This window comes from Pseudomonas sp. TREG-RG-20F-10-E-6-01 (assembly GCF_022662455.1).
GTDB lineage: Bacteria > Pseudomonadota > Gammaproteobacteria > Pseudomonadales > Pseudomonadaceae > Aquipseudomonas.
The window spans coordinates 250,334-269,737 of record NZ_JAKNQP010000006.1 but is presented as its reverse complement, the minus strand read 5'-3'; the positions used below and the strand labels follow the sequence as shown (position 1 = coordinate 269,737).

General features: G+C 61.2%; 14 protein-coding genes. 6 read left to right on the top strand and 8 right to left on the bottom strand.

The features are described from left to right. Positions 1-70 precede the first annotated feature (70 nt). The 4 genes from L8K08_RS19280 to L8K08_RS19265 form a co-directional block, all read right to left on the bottom strand. Complete coding sequence (locus tag L8K08_RS19280) at positions 71-955, bottom strand: FHA domain-containing protein (RefSeq protein WP_242199421.1); 885 nt, start codon at positions 953-955, stop codon at positions 71-73. Positions 956-1,058: 103 nt separating this feature from the next. Further along, positions 1,059-1,220 carry a hypothetical protein gene (locus tag L8K08_RS19275; protein ID WP_016969018.1) on the bottom strand — a complete coding sequence of 54 codons (162 nt, stop codon included), beginning with the start codon at positions 1,218-1,220 and terminating at the stop codon, positions 1,059-1,061. A gap of 1,449 nt (positions 1,221-2,669) precedes the next feature. After that, on the bottom strand, positions 2,670-3,545 hold the full coding sequence (locus L8K08_RS19270) for a Dyp-type peroxidase (RefSeq protein WP_145164068.1): 876 nt from the start codon (positions 3,543-3,545) through the stop codon (positions 2,670-2,672). A gap of 68 nt (positions 3,546-3,613) precedes the next feature. Next, the gene (locus tag L8K08_RS19265; protein ID WP_242199420.1) at positions 3,614-3,952 is read right to left on the bottom strand and encodes a hypothetical protein; all 339 of its coding nucleotides are present in this window, start codon (positions 3,950-3,952) and stop codon (positions 3,614-3,616) included. A gap of 59 nt (positions 3,953-4,011) precedes the next feature. Here L8K08_RS19265 and L8K08_RS19260 point away from each other — a divergent pair, with 59 nt between their 5' ends. Both L8K08_RS19260 and L8K08_RS19255 read left to right on the top strand, forming a co-directional pair. After that, a complete protein-coding gene (locus L8K08_RS19260; protein ID WP_242199419.1) occupies positions 4,012-5,628 on the top strand; it encodes an NADP-dependent glyceraldehyde-3-phosphate dehydrogenase in 1,617 nt (538 codons plus the stop codon). Between the two features lie 158 nt (positions 5,629-5,786). Further along, positions 5,787-6,848, top strand: coding sequence for an FUSC family protein (locus L8K08_RS19255; protein ID WP_242199529.1), 1,062 nt, complete (start codon positions 5,787-5,789; stop codon positions 6,846-6,848). A 70-nt stretch (positions 6,849-6,918) separates the two neighbouring features. Here the strand turns inward: L8K08_RS19255 and L8K08_RS19250 are convergent, their stop codons facing one another. The 3 genes from L8K08_RS19250 to L8K08_RS19240 all read right to left on the bottom strand — a co-directional run bounded on the left by L8K08_RS19250 (position 6,919) and on the right by L8K08_RS19240 (position 12,841). After that, the gene (locus L8K08_RS19250) at positions 6,919-9,183 is read right to left on the bottom strand and encodes a hypothetical protein (protein WP_242199418.1); all 2,265 of its coding nucleotides are present in this window, start codon (positions 9,181-9,183) and stop codon (positions 6,919-6,921) included. 249 nt (positions 9,184-9,432) lie between these two features. Then, positions 9,433-11,793 (bottom strand): YncE family protein, encoded by a 2,361-nt coding sequence (locus L8K08_RS19245; RefSeq protein WP_242199417.1) that lies wholly within the window; start codon positions 11,791-11,793, stop codon positions 9,433-9,435. 295 nt (positions 11,794-12,088) lie between these two features. Beyond that, on the bottom strand, positions 12,089-12,841 hold the full coding sequence (locus tag L8K08_RS19240) for a TetR/AcrR family transcriptional regulator (RefSeq protein WP_145164059.1): 753 nt from the start codon (positions 12,839-12,841) through the stop codon (positions 12,089-12,091). A 357-nt stretch (positions 12,842-13,198) separates the two neighbouring features. Here L8K08_RS19240 and L8K08_RS19235 point away from each other — a divergent pair, with 357 nt between their 5' ends. From L8K08_RS19235 to L8K08_RS19220, 4 genes are read left to right on the top strand one after another with little or no spacing between them, the layout of a single operon-like run. Further along, a complete protein-coding gene (locus L8K08_RS19235; RefSeq protein WP_242199416.1) occupies positions 13,199-13,906 on the top strand; it encodes an ABC transporter ATP-binding protein in 708 nt (235 codons plus the stop codon). Then, positions 13,903-15,102, top strand: coding sequence for an ABC transporter permease (locus L8K08_RS19230; RefSeq protein WP_145164055.1), 1,200 nt, complete (start codon positions 13,903-13,905; stop codon positions 15,100-15,102). The genes L8K08_RS19235 and L8K08_RS19230 overlap by 4 nt, the downstream gene beginning before the upstream one ends. Next, entirely contained in the window at positions 15,095-16,600 is a 1,506-nt protein-coding gene (locus L8K08_RS19225; protein WP_242199415.1) for a TolC family protein, read from the top strand. Before L8K08_RS19230 ends, L8K08_RS19225 begins: the two co-directional genes overlap by 8 nt. Then, positions 16,590-17,846 (top strand): HlyD family efflux transporter periplasmic adaptor subunit, encoded by a 1,257-nt coding sequence (locus tag L8K08_RS19220; protein WP_242199413.1) that lies wholly within the window; start codon positions 16,590-16,592, stop codon positions 17,844-17,846. The genes L8K08_RS19225 and L8K08_RS19220 overlap by 11 nt, the downstream gene beginning before the upstream one ends. 159 nt (positions 17,847-18,005) lie before the next feature. Here the strand turns inward: L8K08_RS19220 and L8K08_RS19215 are convergent, their stop codons facing one another. Then, a complete protein-coding gene (locus L8K08_RS19215) occupies positions 18,006-19,400 on the bottom strand; it encodes an FAD/NAD(P)-binding protein (RefSeq protein ID WP_242199412.1) in 1,395 nt (464 codons plus the stop codon). Positions 19,401-19,404: the final 4 nt, after the last annotated feature.

Here is a 19,404-nt window from a genome sequence, read left to right as displayed (position 1 = left end):
TTGGCGGGGGGGACGCCATCGCGGGCAAGCCAGCTCCCACGGGTGGGTTGGGTGCGTTCCATGGGGCGACTCATAAGGTGAAGGTGAAGCGCTCTTCGCCACGGGCGAGGATCACTTGGTTGTTCTCGATGCGCTCCAGCACCCAGTTGTCCGCCAGGGCCGCGCCGGGGTACAGGCGTTTGCCGCTGTCGTTGATCACGTAGGGGTTGGTGCCGAACCACACGGCCTGGAAGCGCACACGCGGGCGTGCGGCGTCGGCGCGTACGCTGACGCGAGGGTTGAGGACGATCTGTTGGCCGTAACGCTCATCGAAGGCTTGTTGCAGGGCCAGCCATTGAGGTTTTTGCGACTGTTCGAAGCTGCCGACGGCACTGAGCTGGCCGTTGGCGTCAGTGACCTTTATTGCATCCAGGTGGGCAGCCTGGAGTTGCTGCTCCAGCCAGGTTTTGGCGTGTTCACGCGACGGTTTTTTCAGCGCAGGCACCTGCGCCGCGACCGCGGCCTGGGTGAGCGGCGTGTCGTTGCGCACCGCCAGCGCCCCCGCACATAAAAACAGCAGGACAATCGCGACAATCCAGGGCGTAAATGTGCGTGTGGCGTCCGAAGGTTTTTCCACCCCCTCAGGCGAGGCCAGGCTGACACCTGCCGTGCCGATACGCAGCTGCAACGGCAGTCGCGCGCGATGGCCGCTGCCCTGGGGAATACGGACATTTTTGCCAAGCACCACATCGCCGCCCAACGCTTCGACTGCCACCTGGCCGCCCTCGAACCGCAGGCGCAGGTGCAGGCCGGCGATGCCGGGATCGCTGAGTACCAGGTCGGCCGCGAGGTCCGCGCCGAGGGTGTAGACGGGCTGGTCGAGCACCAGGGAACTGCCCTGATGCAAACCGCTGGTCACAGTCAGGGTCGGTGCGCCAATACCAGCGACCGGACCCAAGGAAATCAAGGCTGTCATGTTCGGGTTTGCCCCCTTGAGCATGTGCAACGGGGTCAACAATCAGAAGGTGAAAACACTCAGCAGGTAAACGGGCAGCGCCGGCGCCGCCCGTTTTGGCGAATCAGTTCTGCGGACGCTGTTTGGTGGCGTCGAGTTCCGCTTTTTTCGCGGTACTGATTTCAGTGATCTTGGCCGACTTCTCGATAGCCATGTTGAAGGTCGCTTCCATCTTCGCGATAGCGTCGTCGGCGCCGCCGGCTTTTACTGGTGGGACATCAGCCATGTTCATCTCCTTGCATCGATAGGGAAGTTATTCAGTTGCGCAACAGCAAGCTGAAAGTATGCAAACCGGTGAATGCCCAAAACGTCAGACAGTGAGCCTTCGAACCGTCGTTGGTTTGCATGGGCCCCATACTACTCACGATCAAAACGCCTTCGCTGTGAAAGCTTGTGAAACGTTTCGCTTACAGGGTGTGAAAGGTTTGGCTCAACCTGGCAGTGAAAAAAACTCATGCAGCTGAGGCCGTTGAACTTTTTTAAAAAAATTCATACACGCAAAAGACCCAGTGTTTACGGGCCTCTGGCGGCATCACTTGAACAGTTTGCGAACTTTCAACCCCTGGTTGAGTGTTCGATTAGGGACGTTCTCACCGCTATTTTCGCGACCACTTCACATTTTTCGCTAATAGCCTTTTGCCCAACTTTGCGGATACTTCCATTTGTAACAAAAGCGACTTGATCATCGCGTTTGATAGCTCGGCGCGAGTGGCCTTAATGCCCGCGGGCAACTAATTGCCTGCGCCGAATTAGTACAGTTGCACTAATAGCCGAAATCGTTAGTGCACAGGCCCTGATATATGAAAGAACTTCCAGGTGAACATTTATGCCAGCGATCCCAAGTAGTCGTGACCCTGTTGACACGCCGGGCACAGACGGCTCGCAGAAAAAATTCGAAACCGCGTTGGGTATGCACAACAGCTGACCGACAGGTGTCGCACCAGCTTTAGTGTGGCAAGCGGTAATTGTTGTGACGGGCGGGCTTGTTGTGGCGAGCGGGCTTGCCCCGCGTTGGGGCGCGAAGCGGCCCCTCCTACAAACACCGCATTCTTTCAGGCAAAACGCGTAACGGGTTTTGGGGCCGCTGCGCAGCCCAACGCGGGGCAAGCCCGCTCGCCACTGCAAGCCCGCTCGCCACAACGGGCCCGCGCCCACAGTTTTATCTCGGCCCAGGAACAACTGACCGACAGGTGTGACAACCAGCGTTATCGTGGCAAGCGGCGTTGCTGTGGCGAGCGGGCTTGCCCCGCGTTGGGGCGCGAAGCGGCCCCTCCAACAAACACCGCATTCTTTCAGGCAAACCGCGTAACGGGTTTTGGGGCCGCTGCGCAGCCCAACGCGGGGCAAGCCCGCTCGCCACTGCAAGCCCGCTCGCCACAACGGGCCCGCGCCAACAGTTTTATCTCGGCCCAGGAACAACTGACTGACAGGTGTGACAACCAGCGTTATCGTGGCAAGCGGTAATTGTTGTGGCGAGCGGGCTTGCCCCGCGTTGGGCGCGAAGCGGCCCCTCGTGCAAACACCGCATTCTTTCAGGCAAACCGCGTAGCCGGTTTTGGGGCCGCTGCGCAGCCCAACGCGGGGCAAGCCCGCTCGCCACTGCAAGCCCGCTCGCCACAACGGGCCAGCTCGCCGCAATAGGCCTGCTCGCCACGACGAGCCCGCGCCTACAGTTTTAGGTTTGCGGCGTACAGCTAATCGCACTCAGGTCCAGGTGCCCGTCCTTCAGCGGTGGGCACCAGTAGTACCCGCCCGTCAACGGCTTACTGATGCGATACAGCCCATCCACTATCCCGTCTTCCAGCCCGCTCATACGCCGCAGCTGCGCTTCAAACGCATCAAAGGAATGCCCAAACGCAAGGAACATCAACCCCGCCTGACCGTTCTCGGCCCAAGGCATCGAGCGGCGCACCACGAAGGCTTCCGGGGTGAAACTTTCCTGCGCGGTGCGTTTGGTGTGCGCGGACTCGGGGGCGTCGTCCAGCTCTTCGTTATCGCCATGGCGGCGGCCGATGATGTGGTCGCGCTCTTGCGCAGGCAACGCGGCAAAACCGTCGAGGTCGTGCTGCCACTGCTGGATCGCGGCAAAGCTGGCGCCGCTGTCGGTCATCGCGGCTTCGACCGCGGCGTCGTCGTGGGGGTTTTCAGTGCCGTCTTCATAGTCGGTCAAATCGAAACCGGTCTTGTAGCGGAAACCTTCGGTCATCTGCACCAGGCGAAAGGCCGGCGCCAGGGCCTTTTCAACACTGCGGCTGCGCAACAGCAGCTCACCGCGATCCACGCCATGCAGCCACACCCACAGCGCCTGCTGGGTGGAGGGGTTATGCGCGCCCGGGCCGCTGACGACAGGGAACGCGCGCAAGCCGTCAATGGTTGCGCCCAGTGCAGTCACCAGCGGCTCACCCAAACCCACCACCGCGGCCGAATCCGTCAACTGCACCAGCGCGTCCAATGCGGTGGGTACGGCTGCCAGGCAATCCACGGCAAAAAACAGATGGCGTGCCTGCAAGGGCACCGGTGCGGCAAGAATGCCCGGCTGGTACTGACTCATGTGAACTCCTTCAAGAAAGCCGCGTAGTTTAACCGCCGCACGCCTGCTTTTGCTCAGGCTTTTCCAGATCAAGCGGGGTCCAGACCCAATTGCGCCTTCAACTGCGTCCAGCCCTTGGGCGTGACCCGTACCGCGCGGGAATCTTTCGAGCGGCGCAACCAACCGGCTTCGCACATCGCGCTGAGCAACTGCACGCCCAACGGCCCGGCCAAATGGTTGTAGCAGCACCGGGCAAAGCGCAGCGCTTGAGCCTCGCGACTTTGAGGTTTGAGCGCTATCGCCGACACAGGCGCAATCGCGCTGAGGCCGGATTCGCCGCCGGCACCCTCAACACCGCGCGACAAATCGGCGCAGCGCTGGGCGTGGCGCTGGCAGGACGCTGCTGTAATGCGTCTGGCGCTTGCCACACAGCCCTTGGATGGGTGACTCTCTAGTCATGTTTTGCAACTATTCCAGGGGTAGCGACATGACCACCAGTAACCTGCTCGCCCAGCTGTTTCCGACCTGCGCCGCCGATATTCCCGAGCAATTTCGCCTGGCGGCGCCCATTGAACAGCGTGATTACCTGGTCGACGGCCAGTTGCAGGTGTGGAACGGCCCATTGGCCCAAGTGCTGAGCCCGGTGCAATTGGGCGATGAGCGCGTGCATATCGGCAGCACGCCACTGCTGGACGCCGACACCGCACTGACCGCCCTCGACGCCGCCGTGCGCGCCTATGACCGAGGCCAGGGCGAATGGCCGACGATGCGCGTGGCCGAGCGCATCCAACATGTGGAAGCCTTTTTGCGGCGCATGCGCGAACAGCGTGACGCGGTGGTCAAGCTACTGATGTGGGAGATCGGCAAGAACCTCAAGGACTCGCAGAAAGAATTCGACCGTACCTGCGACTACATCACCGACACCATCAACGCCCTCAAGGAACTCGACCGCCGCAGCAGCCGCTTCGAGCTGGAACAGGACACGCTTGGGCAAATCCGCCGCGTACCACTGGGCGTGGCGCTGTGCATGGGGCCTTACAACTACCCGCTGAACGAGACCTTCACCACGCTGATCCCGGCGCTGATCATGGGCAACACCGTGGTGTTCAAGCCGGCCAAGCTTGGCGTGCTGTTGATTCGCCCGCTGCTGGAGGCGTTCCGTGACAGCTTTCCGGCCGGGGTGATCAACGTGATCTACGGCAGTGGCCGTGAAACCGTCAGTGCGCTGATGGCCAGCGGCAAGATCGATATCTTCGCGTTCATCGGCACCAACAAGGCCGCCAGCGACTTGAAAAAGCTGCACCCCAAACCACACCGTCTGCGCGCGGCCTTGGGCCTGGACGCGAAAAACCCTGGCATCGTGCTGCCCGAGGTGGACCTGGACAATGCGGTCAACGAGGCCGTCACCGGCTCGCTGTCGTTCAACGGTCAGCGCTGCACTGCGCTGAAAATCCTGTTTGTGCACGAAGATGTCGTCGAGCGCTTTATCGAGAAATTCAACACCAAGCTGGCGACATTGAAGCCCGGCATGCCGTGGGAAGACGGCGTCTCGCTGACGCCGCTGCCGGAAGTCGGCAAGGTCGATTACCTCAACGCGCTGGTGGCCGATGCGGCGCAGCATGGCGCCAAGGTGGTGAATGCCAATGGCGCAACCAGCCGCGGTTCGTTCTTCTACCCGGCGGTGCTGTACCCGGTGAACCCGCAGATGCGCGTGTACCACGAGGAGCAGTTCGGGCCAGTGGTGCCGATCGTGCCTTACCGTGACCTGGGCACGGTGATCGACTACGTGCTGGACTCGGACTTCGGTCAACAACTGAGTATCTTCGGCACCAACGCTGTGGAGGTCGGGCGCCTGGTAGATGTGTTTGCCAACCAGGTGGGCCGTATCAACATCAACGCCCAGTGCCAGCGCGGCCCGGACACGTTCCCGTTCAACGGCCGCAAGAACTCGGCCGAGGGCACGCTGTCGGTACATGACGCGTTGCGCGTGTTCTCGATCCGCACGCTGGTGGCGACCAAGTTCCAGGAGAGCAACAAGGCGCTGGTCAGCGATATCCTGCGCAACCGTGACTCAAGCTTCTTGACCACCGACTACATTTTCTAACGATGGCGCAGTTCACAATGTGGGAGCGGGCTTGCTCGCGAAGGCGCTGGATCAGTCAACGATGTTTCGACTGACACTGCGCACTCGCAAGCCAGCCCGCTCCCACCCTTTAGACCGCGTTCGCACTGACTACTGAGGCCACGTTTATACCGATGAACCTGCATTTGCCCGCGTTCGCCCGGCGCCTGCTGCGCCCCTTGCTCGACCCCTACCGCCGCTATCGCCATGCCAAGCTGATCCACGCCGTGCGCGTGTCCATCGGTTTGCTGGCCACCATTTTGCTCACCACCGGCATCAACCTGCCGCACGGTGAGTGGGCCTCGGTGACCATGCTGATCGTGATCGGCGGTTTGCAGCACCACGGCAATATCGGCAAAAAGGCTGTGGAGCGTGCTTACGGCACCTTGATCGGCGCCAGCGTCGGCTTGTTGCTGGTGGTGCAACAGGCCTATTTCGGCCTGCCGCTGCTGACTTATCTGTTGATGTCGGTGGTGTGCGGGTTCTTTTCCTATCACGCCATCGGCAAGGGCGGTTACATCGCGCTGCTGTCGGCGATCACGGTGTTTATCGTGGCGGGGCACGGGGATAATCCGATATCCGACGGCTTGTGGCGCACCGTCGACATTCTGATCGGCATCGTCTTGGCGCTGGCGTTCTCCTTCGCCCTGCCGCTGTACGCGGTGTACTCGTGGCGCTACAACCTGGCCAGCGCGTTGCGTGACTGCGCGCAAATCTATAGCCGAATCATCAGCGGCCAGTCGGTCACCGATGATGAACACTTGAAGCTGCTCAACCGCTTGAATGCGGCAATGCTGCAGTTGCGCTCGCTGATGCCGTCGGTGTCCAAGGAAGTGCGCATCTCCATGACCGAACTGGATGCGATCCAACGGCATCTGCGCATGTGCATCAGCACCCTGGAGATTCTCGGCAATACCCGGCCCGACCCGCGCGACGAACAGACGATGGCGCGGATGCAGGTGATGTTGAAGGCGGAGCACCGGCAGATTCGGGTGCAGTTAGTGGGCATGGCGCGGGCATTGAAGCTGGGGTTTACCGAGCGGCTGGAACGGCCTGCCACGCATGCAACGGATGACGAGGCGCTGGAAGCGCCGGTACAGAATGCGCTGGACGGGTATCGGTTGTTGACGTTGCAACTGGCGGCGAATGTGGATGCCATGCGCCAGCGGTTGGCCAAGACGGCGAGTCACTGGAAGATTTGACGAGAATGCAAAAGGGACAGCGTACGGTTAAGTAGCGCTGTCCCGACGCACGCTCAAGCATGACGGATGATCAGGTCAGACGGGTGATGCGCACCGAATTGACGATAAAGTCATTGCCACCCTCCGCACCACTGCCGCCCCCTTTGGCCTGGTAGTTATAAAGCACAACTTCCGCACCGCCCATACTGCCGACAAACTCGGCATCCAGCACATACCATTGCTGCCGAGGTATGGAGACTGGGCCTTTGAGGGTTTGCCCAGCCACAAATATAGCCAGGAGCGGGTCGTTATAACCCGACTGATTATAAATAGTTGCATCAACCCGATAACGGTGAGCGCTATTGAAATTACGCACCGCATTGAACAAGACACCCGCGTTCGATGCCGGCCAGAGTGCGGTGACAACTTGAAAGCCTGTGCCTGACATGTAACCACCCGCCGCACCTGCACCGGCACTCCAGGGCCCATAGCTTCCACCCGGAAAGTTGGATACAGCGTCCGTCCACGAATCGTTAATTATGTAGCTCGCTGTTGGAAACACTACGGCTCGCCATTTGTCCGTGCCGCCATCGTAGGCCACTCGAGTCTCAATTTGAAACCTGGAGTTCCTCGGCAGCGCCGTCAAAACATTACGCAGCACTGCCTGATTCACCAGGCCATTTATCGCATCGTGAGTCGTGACCACATAATCCGTCAGCACCTCCTGCGATCGCCCCTCTCCTATCAACGTCATCCAGACACGCTGGCCTGCTTTACTTAACGGCCATTGACTCAACGACAACTGAGCATTGCCCGCGAAGTTGTTCAAGTCGATGACCGTTCCATTGGCTTGATGATTAATTGTGGGTGTCGGCAACAGGGCTGGCGCAATTGCACCGACTGTGACGGTTTGAACGGTTGACTGAGCTGTTCTTCCAGCCCGTTGAATCGAATACTGCAACTGCACCCGGCTATTGACACTGTTATGCAGCACTTGAGCTGCCGTCAGATCGAACACTACGGTGCCACTCGCATGACCACTCAGGGTTGTTTGATATTGACTGCCATCCTGATAAATCCAACTCAGTGTGATGCTGTCCGTGGCGAGCATGCCAGGGTATTTAACCGTCACACCGGTGTTGTATTGAATGGCCAACGGGTCAACTGTCGTCGCTTGCGCAGTGTTTGAAGCGCCGTTGAGTGTTGGGTAGGGCAACACATCGGGAGTCGGTGTGCCTACCACCCTGACCACAGTGGTGCCCGACCGTCCCAGTGGCGAGCCCGTGCCGGTTTGCCACTCGAACCTTAGGCTGACCGTGGCATCCGTCAGCGCGCTGAGCACGTCGTTGCCGATAGGAACGGTCTCCCCTCGCAGGTTTCTGTCGGTGACCGCCGGCAAACGAAGCGTACGGGTTGACTCGCCATACTCGGTCACCTGGGTGATCACCACTGTGAGCACAACGCGGTTGCTCGGGCTCGGTGTCGGCGTCTTGCGCGGCAACGCGACCAGCGCCGCAAACCGTGCCGCGCTGAACTGGTCCAGATCGACGACGGAGGCTTCGACTTCGTTGACCGTGAAGATCGGCGGATCAAGCAGGCTGGGGTCCAGTTCGCTGTTGAGGATGTAGGGTCGGGAATAGGCGTACTTCTCGCCGGAGGTGTTGTTCACCACATCGCGCACCATAAATTGCACACCCACCGGGCCGTACGGGTTGCCCGCCTGGATAACCGAAGGGCTGATGAAAACCCGGATCGGCCCCAGCCCGGCAGCCTCGTCGGGGCTGACCACATGGTCAATGGTCGTGGCGCCGTAGGCGACGGTGATGGTGTCGTTCTTGCGGATGTTTTCGTACTTGGTAATCAGGCACAACAACCCGCCGGTAATGTTGCTGGGATTAAGGATCGAACCCGCCGGGAACCCCTCAACCGACAGGATCAAGCCTCTGTGGAATTGTTCGGATGCCCAGAACGTGAGGCCACCGGGACGCTTGGTCTTCACCAGGTAAGTTTCAGGCATGGAGCGCAGTAATTGCCCGCTGGCAGCGCGCTTGACCTGGCCGAACACCGGGAATTCGCCTTCCGGAATTTTGGTCTTGGGGATGGACAGGTTGTAGCGATCAGTCACTTTGGTGACGATGGCCGAGGCCACCGCAATGCTCGAGTCCCGCCAGTAGATCGCGTAAAGATCGTTGACCGTGGCCGCGTACCAGTTCTCGAAGGTAAAGAGCGCATTGGGGTCGGTTTCGCGCTGACCCAGCCCCCACTTCGCGGTTTCCGGGTACAGGGCCTCAGCCAGTGAAACAGACGGATAGACCGAATACGGCGGCGGTGAGAGTTCTTCAGTGGGGGTGGTCATGGCCATCACCTTGCTGGGTTGGGGCGCGCGCAAATGGCGCGACGGGCAAGGTCGATGAAGCGCCTGGGACAGGCATCGAATCTACTGTCAGAACTGACAGTAGCGACAAATGGTAGAGACCGTTTCACGGCGTCAGCGAGCCGCCAGGCCGGCAAGTCGTTGCAAGCGTTAACGAAAAAGGGACAGCCTGCGTTGACGCAGTGCTGTCCCATGCACGTCCTGTGCGTGTTAGGTGAGGCACCAAAGACTTTAAACCGGGACGAAACTCACACTGTCCGAGCCGTTATTGACGACCAGGGCTACGCCGGCGGCGGGCGAGAAGGCTATGTTTGCAGCGTTGCTGAACCCGGTGAGGCGTTTAGTAACCTGGTTTGTGTTGGTGTTGATGATGTACACCGAATCGCGATTGGACCCAATGCCGCCAGGGCCCACGCCGCCCACCCAGAGTTCCGGAGCATTCGGGTTTCGCGTGATGCCCCACGCCCAATTGATACCCGTGATTTTCTGGATGATGACGTTACTCATAAGGTCCACAACCAGGACGCCATCAACGTCACTGACATAGGCGTAGCGCGCCGGCGTGCCCGCACTGAAGGCTATTTGCACGGGCCGATTGGTACCGCTGATTCTCGCCACGAGCGCATTGCGGGTACCGGCGCTGATGATATCCAACACCGAGGCTGAAGCGACGAGCACCTGTGTTTGTTCCGGATTGACCGCCACGCCGAACGGGTTCACCCCAACGGAGACCCGACCCAGAACGGCGCCCGAGGCGGCATCATGGACGGACACGAAGGAATTTCGGGTGCAGGCAACAAACAATCGCGAGCCATCCGCCGTAATGGCGAGCCCCGAAAGGTCGTTGCCGCCCGCGATCTGAACCGTCGAAAGAATCCTGTACGTGGAGGTATCAATGACGGTGTAACTTGACCCATCAAAATTGCCCACATACAGACGCCGGTTGTCTGGACTGAGCACCGACAGGAACGCCGAGTTCACATTAAAGAGGGTGTAAATGACTTTACGCGCCTTGATATCAATCACTGAAACCGAATGGCTAAACTGACAGGTTACAAAAGCCCGCAGCCCATCGCTGGTGATACTGATCCCGTGGGGGGCCATCCCGACGTCAACCGTCTCGGTCAACCCGCCGCCCTGGGCTTGAAACGTCAGCTCCTGAATAGCCGAAGATTGTGTCTTGGTCCCCGTCGTCACCTCATAAGACAGCTTGATGAGCTGACCTGGGCTTTGCGCGAGGATTTGGGCGCTGATGGAAAACAGCACCAGGCCGCTGCTGACCCCGGCCTGCACAGGAATACTGGCGACAGTGCCATCGGCAAAGGTCCATTTGAGCCTGATGATCTGCGCCTCAGTCATGCCCTGATACGCCACGGCCACAACGGCGCCACTCGGATAGTTGCTGGCGAGGACAATCTGGGGCCCCGTTTTGTTATCGAAAGCAGGCGCCAGCAGCCGCAACGCTGGCGTACCCACCACTTGAACCACACTGGTGCCCGAGCGATTGAGCACCACACCCCCAGCGGTTTGCCACTCAAAGCTCAGGCTGATCTTGGCCTCCATCAACGAGCTGAATACGCCGTTGCCGATGGGAATGCTCTCGCCCCGCAGGTTTCTGTCGGTCACCGCCGGCAAGCGAATTGTTCGGGTTGACTCGCCGTACTCGGTAACCTGGGTGATCACCAATATGAGCACCACACGGTTGCTCGGGCTCGGCGTCGGCGTCTTGCGCGGCAAGGTGACCAGCGCCGCGAAATGTGCCGCGCTGGACAGATCCAGATCAACAATGGAGGCTTCGACGTCGTTGACCGTGAAGATCGGCGGGTCCAGCAGGTTGGGGTCCAGTTCACTGTTGAGGATGTAGGGCCGCGAATAGGCGTACTTCTCGCCGGAGGTGTTGTTCACCACATCGCGCACCATAAACTGCACGCCTACCGCGCCGTACAGGTTGCCCGCCTGGATAACCGACGGGCTGATAAAAACCCGGATCGGCCCCGGCCCGGCAGCCTCGTCGGGGCTGACAACATGGTCGATGGTCGTGGCGCCGTAGGCGACGGTGATGGTGTCGTTCTTGCGGATGTTTTCGTACTTGGTAATCAGGCACCACAACCCGCCGGTAATGTTGCCGGGATTGAGGATCGAACCCGCCGGGAACCCCTCAACCGACAGGATCAAGCCTCTGTGGAATTGCTCCGCAGCCCAGAACGTAAGGCCTCCGGGACGCTTGGTTTTGACCAGGTAGGTCTCAGGAAGGGAGCGCACCAATTGACCGCTGGCAGCGCGCGTGACCTGCCCGAACACCGGGAATTCACCTTCCGGAATCTTGGTCTTGGGGATGGCCAGGTTGTAGCGATCAGCCACTTTGGTGACGACAGCCGAGGCCACCGCAATACTCGAATCGCGCCAGTAAATCGCGTAAAGATCGTTGACGGTGGCCGCGTACCAGTTCTCGAAGGTAAAGAGCGCGTAGGGGTCGGTTTCGCGCTGGCCCAGACCCCAGGTCGCGGTTTCCGGGTAAAGCGCCTCAGCCAATCGGACAGCAGGGTAGACCGAATAAGGGGGTGGAGACAGTTCTTCAGTGGGAGTGGTCATGGCCATACCTTGCTGGTTTAGCGCGCTGAAACGGCGCGACGGGCAAGGTGAATGAGGCGCTTGGGGCAGTCATCGAATCTACTGTCAGAACTGACAGTGGCGACGAATGGTAGGCTTGCAGGAAAAATCCGACAGGCAACAACAGGATCGACAATCTGTTGTTACCCACCCATTTTCTTACATTTTTTTCACGATTTATTCACATCCGCAGACGTAGGGTGAAGCCTCATCCGTTACAAACGTTGCACATCAAGCCCGCCGCCCCAGCGGGCTTTTTTTTGCCCTGAATAAAGGCTTATCGCGCTGCCTTGGTCGCGGGCGCAACCGCTTGTTCACGAATGGCGCGCTGGGTATCCAGCACCTTCGCCAACGCGGTTTCAGCCTCAGCGCTTTGCTGCGGCACACGAATCGCGGCCGACACCAGGGTGATCAACTTGGCCATTACCTCGGCGTCCGTGGCCGGGCGGCCCAGGCTCATGGAGTTCATCAGCAGGCGCAGTTCCGTCCCCGCCATCACCCCGGAAATCGCCTTGAGGGCAAATTGCAGGCGCACGCCAAGCTCATTGCGGGGCAGGTCCGGCAAGGCCAGCGCAAACGCTTCGAAAAAACGCTGGAACACCGGCTGGTAATGAACCTTGAGGTATTCCTGGATAAACGGCGAGGTGTCGCTGTAAACCCGACCCAGGAAGCGAATGAATGAGCGCCCTTCCCCGCTGGCCGGGTCACTGCGCTCCAGGCCCATGGCCGGGGCGAACAGCACGCCAAGCAAGGTATCGCAATCGAGGGGCCCATCGGATTCGGCTTCACAACGCGCGAGCAGCTCCAGGCGCTGCTCGTTGAGCGGCTCCAGGCGCTGCATCAGCAGGGTTTTCATCAGGGAATCCTTGTCCCCGAAGTGGTAGTTCACGGCGGCCAGGTTCACCTGGGCGCGCTCGGTAATCTGCCGGAGCAGAACGGCGTCGTAGCCGTACTTGATGAAGAGAGCCTCTGTCGCATCCAGCAGTCGAGTCTTGGTAACGTTTGGAGCGCTGAGTTTCTTCGCGACCATAGGAGTTCCACGGGGGAAATATTGTTTTAAAAAATAATTTGATTTTTTATACCGGGGCGGCCCTTCGAAAGCAAGTACTGACACTGCGCTATCCATCTAAAAGCCTGTATAACCGGGACTTCTGCGACTTGCAGAGAAGATCGTGAGTCGCCCGAGCGCGTGCGCGATAAAATCGTTTCAAAGGGTAAAACCGCTCTACATCCATGGCTGGCGAAGCGCATGGAACGCGGTTACTATTCAAACAATATTTTAAAAACAAGAAATAAAACCAGTCCGTGACGCGTACCAGGCAGCTCCCGAACTTGTTACAAGGATTTACCGGGCGCAAGCGGCACCGTCGAGACTGCAGGCGTAGTCATGATGACAGAGACCCCCGCGCACCCAGGCTTGATCTCCCTGCAAGGCATCGGCAAACGCTATCAGCTTGCCGGCCAGGAACTGAACATCCTCAATGATGTGTGCCTGTGCATCGCCAGCGGCGACAGTTGCGGCATTCTCGGCGCCTCCGGCTCCGGCAAAAGTACCCTGCTCAATATCCTCGGCCTGCTGGATTTGCCCAACTGCGGCCAATACCACTTCGCCGGCCACGATATTTTCAGCGCCAGCCCCGATGAGCTGGCGGCAATCCGCAACCAGCAGATCGGTTTCGTGTTCCAGAGCTTCAACCTGCTGCCGCGCCTCAGTGCCCTGGACAACGTCGCCCTGCCCTTGAGTTACCGCGGCGTGTCGCGCCACGAGTCGGTGGAGCAAGCGTTGCGCATGCTGGAACAGGTCGGCCTGGCCGAGCGCGCCCACCATCGCCCCGCCGACCTCTCCGGCGGCCAGCGTCAACGCGTGGCAATTGCGCGCGCGCTGGTCGGCAAACCCTCGGTGATTCTTGCCGACGAACCCACCGGCAACCTCGACAGCACCACGGCCCAAGAGATCATGGATCTGCTTCTGGGCCTCAACCGCGAGCAGCAAGTGACGCTGATCATCGTCACCCATGACCCGCATATCGCCGAGCGCCTGGAGCGCAAGATCCTGGTGCGCAATGGCGTGGTGCATGAGGCCGGGCGCCTATGAGCTTGCGGGTCGAGCAGAGCCTGAGCCAACTGCTGCACGAAGCGTTCGTGAGCCTGCGCACCCTGGGCAAGCGCTCGGTCCTGGCGCTGCTGGGCATCGTCATCGGCAGTTCATCGGTGGTGGCCTTGATCAATATCGGCCATAACGCGGCGGTGGATGCCGCGATGATTTTCAAGGACATGGGCACCGACACCCTGGTCGCCCAGTTTCCGCCCAAAGGCAACAGCAGCGCCCCGATGCGCGCCAGCCTCGACCTTGAGGCCGTGCGCGACACCGTGCCGGGCATTGCCCATATCGGTGCCCTCAGTGTGTTCGGTGGCCCCATCGTGTTCCACGGCCGCACGGCTAACGCCAACCTGGTCGGCACCACAGCCGATATCAAGGACGCCATGCGCCTGGTGGTGCGCGACGGGCGATTTCTTTCGCCTTTCGACGCCAGTGAGACCTACGCCGTGATCGGCGACCAGCTCGCTCAAGCCCTGGGTATGCCGGGCGATCCGCTGAAACCGGGCGACCGCATACGCATCAACGACTACCTGTTTCTGGTAGTGGGCATCCTGCACAACCAGGCCCGCGCCATGCTCATGCCAGTGCAGGCCAACGAGTCGCTGTTCATCCCCGCCGAAGGCATGCGCCGCATCTACCCGACGCCGCAGATCGGCAACGTGATTATCCGCGCCACGCCAGGCCAGGACATGGAGCGCATCGCCCGCGACGCCTCCAGCGCCTTGAAACGCCAACTCACCGACCACGATGTCGACATCCAGGTGCCCCAGCAAATGATCGATGGCATGACCCGTCAGAGCCGCACGTTCGCCTATTTGTTGCTGGCGCTGGGTGCGATCTCGCTGGTAGGCGGCGGCGTCGGTGTGATGAACGTGATGCTGATGAATGTCTCGGAGCGCCGCCGTGAGATCGGTATCCGCATGGCCCTGGGTGCGCGTCAGCGTGATATCCGCAACCTGTTCCTGCTCGAAGCCGTGACCCTGACGGCCGTCGGTGCACTTTGCGGCGCGGTGCTGGGCATGAGCGCCGCCTGGCTCTACGCCTGGCTGTCGGGCTGGGCGTTTGCCCTGGCCGCCGCCGCCCTGCCCCTTGGGGTGGGCAGTACATTGCTGGTGGGCTTGTTCTTTGGCATCTACCCGGCGGTGTCCGCCTCGCGGCTGCAGCCGGTGGAGGCCTTGCGTGATGAATAAATGGCCGCTGTTACTGCTGATCGCAAGCCTGCCGGCCATGGCTGGCGACGTGGTGATCAACCCGTCCGCCCCCAGCAGCACCCGCAGCGGTTACGAGCGCGGTGTGTCGTTGAATGCCCAGGTCACCACCCTGACCCTGGGTGATGCGGTGTACCTGGGCTTGCGCAACAACCCGGCGATCCGCAGCGCGTACCTGCAACGGGTGGCGCAGAAGTTCGACCTGCGCGTGGCCGAAGATGTGTTCAACCCCAAGCTCACGCTCAACAGTTATTACCGCCAAAGTCGCGGCACCGCCGATAACTCACGCAATGCCAACCTGGCCCCGAACGCCACCTTGCTCGGCGAATACGGCACGCGGCTGAGCATGGCCTGGACCCAGCAACTGAACAACGCCGATCGCGCCGGCCGCTACCGCAGTGACGGCCTCGACCTGGCGCTCATCCAGCCGCTGGCGCGCGGCGCCGGCTGGGACGCCACCACCGCGCCGTTGCGCCTGTCGCGCCTGTCGGAACAGGCCAACCGGCTCAACCTCAAGGCTACCGTGGCGCAGACCATCAGCCAGATCATCGCCACCTACCGCGAACTGCTGCGCGCCCAGGAGCAGTTGAGCATCGTCCAGGACGCGCTCAAACGCTCCAACACGCTGCTGGAGGTGAACAAGGCATTGATCAGCGCAGGCCGCATGGCCGAGTTCGAAATCGTGCAGACCGAAGCCGACATCGCCACCCAACAACTCGGCGTCGAAGAAGCGCAGAACCAGCTCGATACCAGCCGCCTGGCCCTGCTGCGCCTGTTGGCACTGGATCTGTCGACGCCCATCCGCGCCAGCGAGGCGCTGGAGGCCAGGCCAATGACCATCGACAAGCGCCAGGCCTTCAACCTGGCGCAGACCCAACAGCCGGAATACCTCGCCGCCCTGCTGGGCAGCCAGCAGGCCGACCTCAACCTGGTGATCGCCAAGGATTCCGGGCGCTGGCAGGTCGACCTGGTGGCCGGGGCCAACCAGATCCGCGATGCCTACAGCAACAACGACAACGGCAATGGCATCGGCATCGGCAACGGCAACGGCAACAACCGCACGTGGAACAGCTACGCTGGCGTGCAGGTGCAAATCCCCATCGGTGACATCAGCACGCGACAGGCCGAAGTGCGCGCGCGGGTCAACGTAGAGGACCAGGAGATCCGTATCACCGATGCGCGTCAGGAGCTGGAACGCAACGTCAATGACGTGGTGCGCGACCTCGGCACCCGCTGGCGCCAATATGAAATCTCCCAGCGCGCTGTCGAACTGTCGCGGCGCAAGATCGAAATCGAACGGGAAAAACTCAGTGCCGGGCGCTCCACCAACTTTCAGGTGTTGAGTTTCGAGACCGACCTGCGCAACGCCGAGAACGCGCAGCTCAATGCACTGATCGCTTATTTGAACGCCCAGACCCAGCTCGACCTGACGCTGGGCATGACGCTGGAAAGTTGGGAAATCGCCCTCAATGACTACTGATAAAAAACGCCTGTTGGGCGCTGTATTGGTCGTGCTGCTGACCGGCGCAGGCATTGCCGTGCTCAGCCATCGCAGTGACGCCGGGCAAGCCCAGACGGCCGAGCAATGGCTGGCGGTAAAACCCGACGCACTTGTGCACCAGATCGGCCTGGTGGGCAAGATCGAACCCGAGTCCACCGTCACCCTGACGGCGCCGTTCGACGGCAACGTGCTGGACAACCTGGTCGAGCAAGGCCAGCGTGTCGACGCCGGCCAGGTGCTGCTGCGCATGGACCCGGCCACCCTCGAGGTGCAGCTGCGCGACGCGTTGTCCGCCCAGCTCAAGGCCCGGCGCACCGTGCAAGAAATGCAAGACTGGGACAGCAGCCCCACCGTCAGCCGTGCGCGCCGCAGCCTGCGCACCGCCGAAATGACCGCCGGCAACACCCAGCGCAAACTCACCGAAAGCGAAAACCTGTTCAAGCGCGGCATCATCCCGCGCAACGAACTGGACGACCTCAAACAACAGACTCAGCAGCAGCAACTGGACCTCGCCTCAGCCCGCAGTGAACTGCAGCAGGCGCAGAGCCAGGGCCAGGGCGAATACAAACAGATCGCCGACATGGAACTGACCAATGCCACGGTCAAGTACGACGCCCTGCACAAGCTGCTCGATGGCAAGGAAGTCAAGGCGCCGTTCTCCGGCATCGTAGTGCCCGCCCCCGGCAGCAATACGTCGACGCCAGGCGGTGGCAACAGTAACGCGCCGGTGCAGGCCGGCAGCAAAGTCAGTCAGGGCCAGGTGCTGTTCGGCCTGGCGAACATCGAGCGGCTGAAAATCGTCGCCAAGGTGTCGGAGCTGGACATCAACCAGCTGCACCAGGGCCAGGCGGTGGAAGTGATGGGCGATGGCTTCGACGGTGAGCGGCTGACCGGCTCCGTGAGTGTGGTCAGTGGCTTGGCGATTGCCAGCGACAGCCAGGGCAGCGCGCAGTTTCCGGTGACGTTGTCGATTCCCAAACTGACACCGCAGCAATTGCAACGCGTGCGGCTGGGCATGAGTGCGCGGTTGACCATCGTCACCTACAACAACGCGCAGGCGATTGTGATTCCCAGCCAGGCGATCAACCGCGCTGACATGACCGTGGAGTACCGCGCGACGATGGATCAACCGGTGGAACGGGTGAAGGTCACCACCGGGCAATCAACCGCGCAGGGGGTGGAAGTGTTTGGCCTCAAGCCTGGTTTCGTGAAGATTGGAAGTTGAAACGCCGATCAACTGTGGGAGCGGGCTTGTCGGATCGCCGCACCGCTGCGATGGCATCAACTGCTTATGCCTGATGTACCGAGTTGCCTGCATCGCAGGCAAGCCAGCTCCCACAGAAAAGCAGAGCACAGAAGTCTGCCGGCTGAACTCGCTCCCACATTAGATATTTGTCAGCTTCAACGCCAACGCCTTGGCCTGAATCGCCACGTCGGTCACCGCTGTGCTTTCCCACCACATCCCGCGCAACGGCGGGCCCATGGCGAACAGGCGGCGGCTGACATTGCCCTCGGCATCCAGCACAGCGCCCGACACGTCCGCCGCAATCCCCAACGCCAATGGCCCGGGCTGGATCAACCCACGCTTGAGCAACTGCTGGGGCAACGGCCGGGCCACGCGGCGCCAGTCGTACTCAATGCCACTGGAATTGATCAACGCCGCCCCCGACACCTGCGTCACCTCCTGCTCGCCGCGACGACGCACGCGGACAGTCACACCGCCGTCCGAAGCCACCAGGCCCTTGAACGATGCTGCCTGAATGCGCAACCGCCCTTCGTCCTGCAACCGTGCCACCAATTGCGCGCTCAACGGCGGCGAACGGTGATGATGACTTTCCCACCACGGCCGTACATGGCGCACGAACTGGCGTTTTTCGACGTCGCTGGCCTGGCTCCACAAACGGGCAACATGCGCGCGCACGGTGTCCAGCGGCGCCTGCCAATCGATGCCTTGCTGCAGCGCACTGCGGCATTGGCGGCGCACCTCGCGCAGCAATTGCCTCGGGCTGCGCAGGCGATGGTCCTCGGCGAGAAAATCCACCCAGCCCGGGGGCTGCCGGCGTACATGCGGCAGCAGCCCGTGGCGCGAAAAAATCTCGATCGGGCCACGATGGCCGGCCTGCTCCAGCGACACCACGGCGTCCACCATGGTCAGCCCGGAGCCGATGATCAGTACCGTCGATTGCGGGTCGATCAGGGTCATCGCCTGCACGTCCCACGGGTCCACGGCTGCCGCGTTCAAGCCGCTGGAGTCGGTCTGCGGCGTACGCGCTGCGGGAAACATGCCGGTGGCCAATACCGCGAAGGCGCCGCGCAGTTGCTGGCCGTTATCAAGTGTCAGCACTGTGGCGCTCTCATCCACGTGCAGGTCGATGACCTCGCCACGCACATGCTCCACCGTCGAAGCCGACAACGCCTTGGCTTCGGCCAGCCGCTGCTGCGCGTACAGCCCAAAGATCCCGCGCGGCGGGAACAGCTCACTGATCGGCACCGCTTGCTGGTGCGCCTGCGGCCACCCACCGGCGCCGATGTAGTCGGTGAGCCATTGGGTCAGGTCGTCGGCGTTATCCGGGTCGACGCTCATGCGCGCGGCGTTGCCGTTCAAGGTGTGGCCCAGCTCGACCGCGCTGTAGGCCTCGCCACGGCCCAGTTCGGCGCGGGGCTCAATCACCAGGATGCGACGCTGCCCAGGCAGGCGCAGCAATTGCACGGCCAACATCGTGCCGCTCAGGCCGCCGCCGATGATCAAGACATCAGCGTTGCGGGTGGATTCAGTCATGCAC

Coding starts and splice junctions, on each gene's coding strand:
- L8K08_RS19240 (WP_145164059.1), bottom strand. CDS start 12,841: ATGGTCGCGAAGAAACTCAGCGCTCCAAACGTTACCAAGACTCGACTG.
- L8K08_RS19260 (WP_242199419.1), top strand. CDS start 4,012: ATGACCACCAGTAACCTGCTCGCCCAGCTGTTTCCGACCTGCGCCGCC.
- L8K08_RS19245 (WP_242199417.1), bottom strand. CDS start 11,793: ATGACCACTCCCACTGAAGAACTGTCTCCACCCCCTTATTCGGTCTAC.
- L8K08_RS19225 (WP_242199415.1), top strand. CDS start 15,095: ATGAATAAATGGCCGCTGTTACTGCTGATCGCAAGCCTGCCGGCCATG.
- L8K08_RS19280 (WP_242199421.1), bottom strand. CDS start 955: ATGACAGCCTTGATTTCCTTGGGTCCGGTCGCTGGTATTGGCGCACCG.
- L8K08_RS19215 (WP_242199412.1), bottom strand. CDS start 19,400: ATGACTGAATCCACCCGCAACGCTGATGTCTTGATCATCGGCGGCGGC.
- L8K08_RS19275 (WP_016969018.1), bottom strand. CDS start 1,220: ATGGCTGATGTCCCACCAGTAAAAGCCGGCGGCGCCGACGACGCTATC.
- L8K08_RS19220 (WP_242199413.1), top strand. CDS start 16,590: ATGACTACTGATAAAAAACGCCTGTTGGGCGCTGTATTGGTCGTGCTG.
- L8K08_RS19250 (WP_242199418.1), bottom strand. CDS start 9,183: ATGACCACCCCCACTGAAGAACTCTCACCGCCGCCGTATTCGGTCTAT.
- L8K08_RS19270 (WP_145164068.1), bottom strand. CDS start 3,545: ATGAGTCAGTACCAGCCGGGCATTCTTGCCGCACCGGTGCCCTTGCAG.
- L8K08_RS19235 (WP_242199416.1), top strand. CDS start 13,199: ATGATGACAGAGACCCCCGCGCACCCAGGCTTGATCTCCCTGCAAGGC.
- L8K08_RS19230 (WP_145164055.1), top strand. CDS start 13,903: ATGAGCTTGCGGGTCGAGCAGAGCCTGAGCCAACTGCTGCACGAAGCG.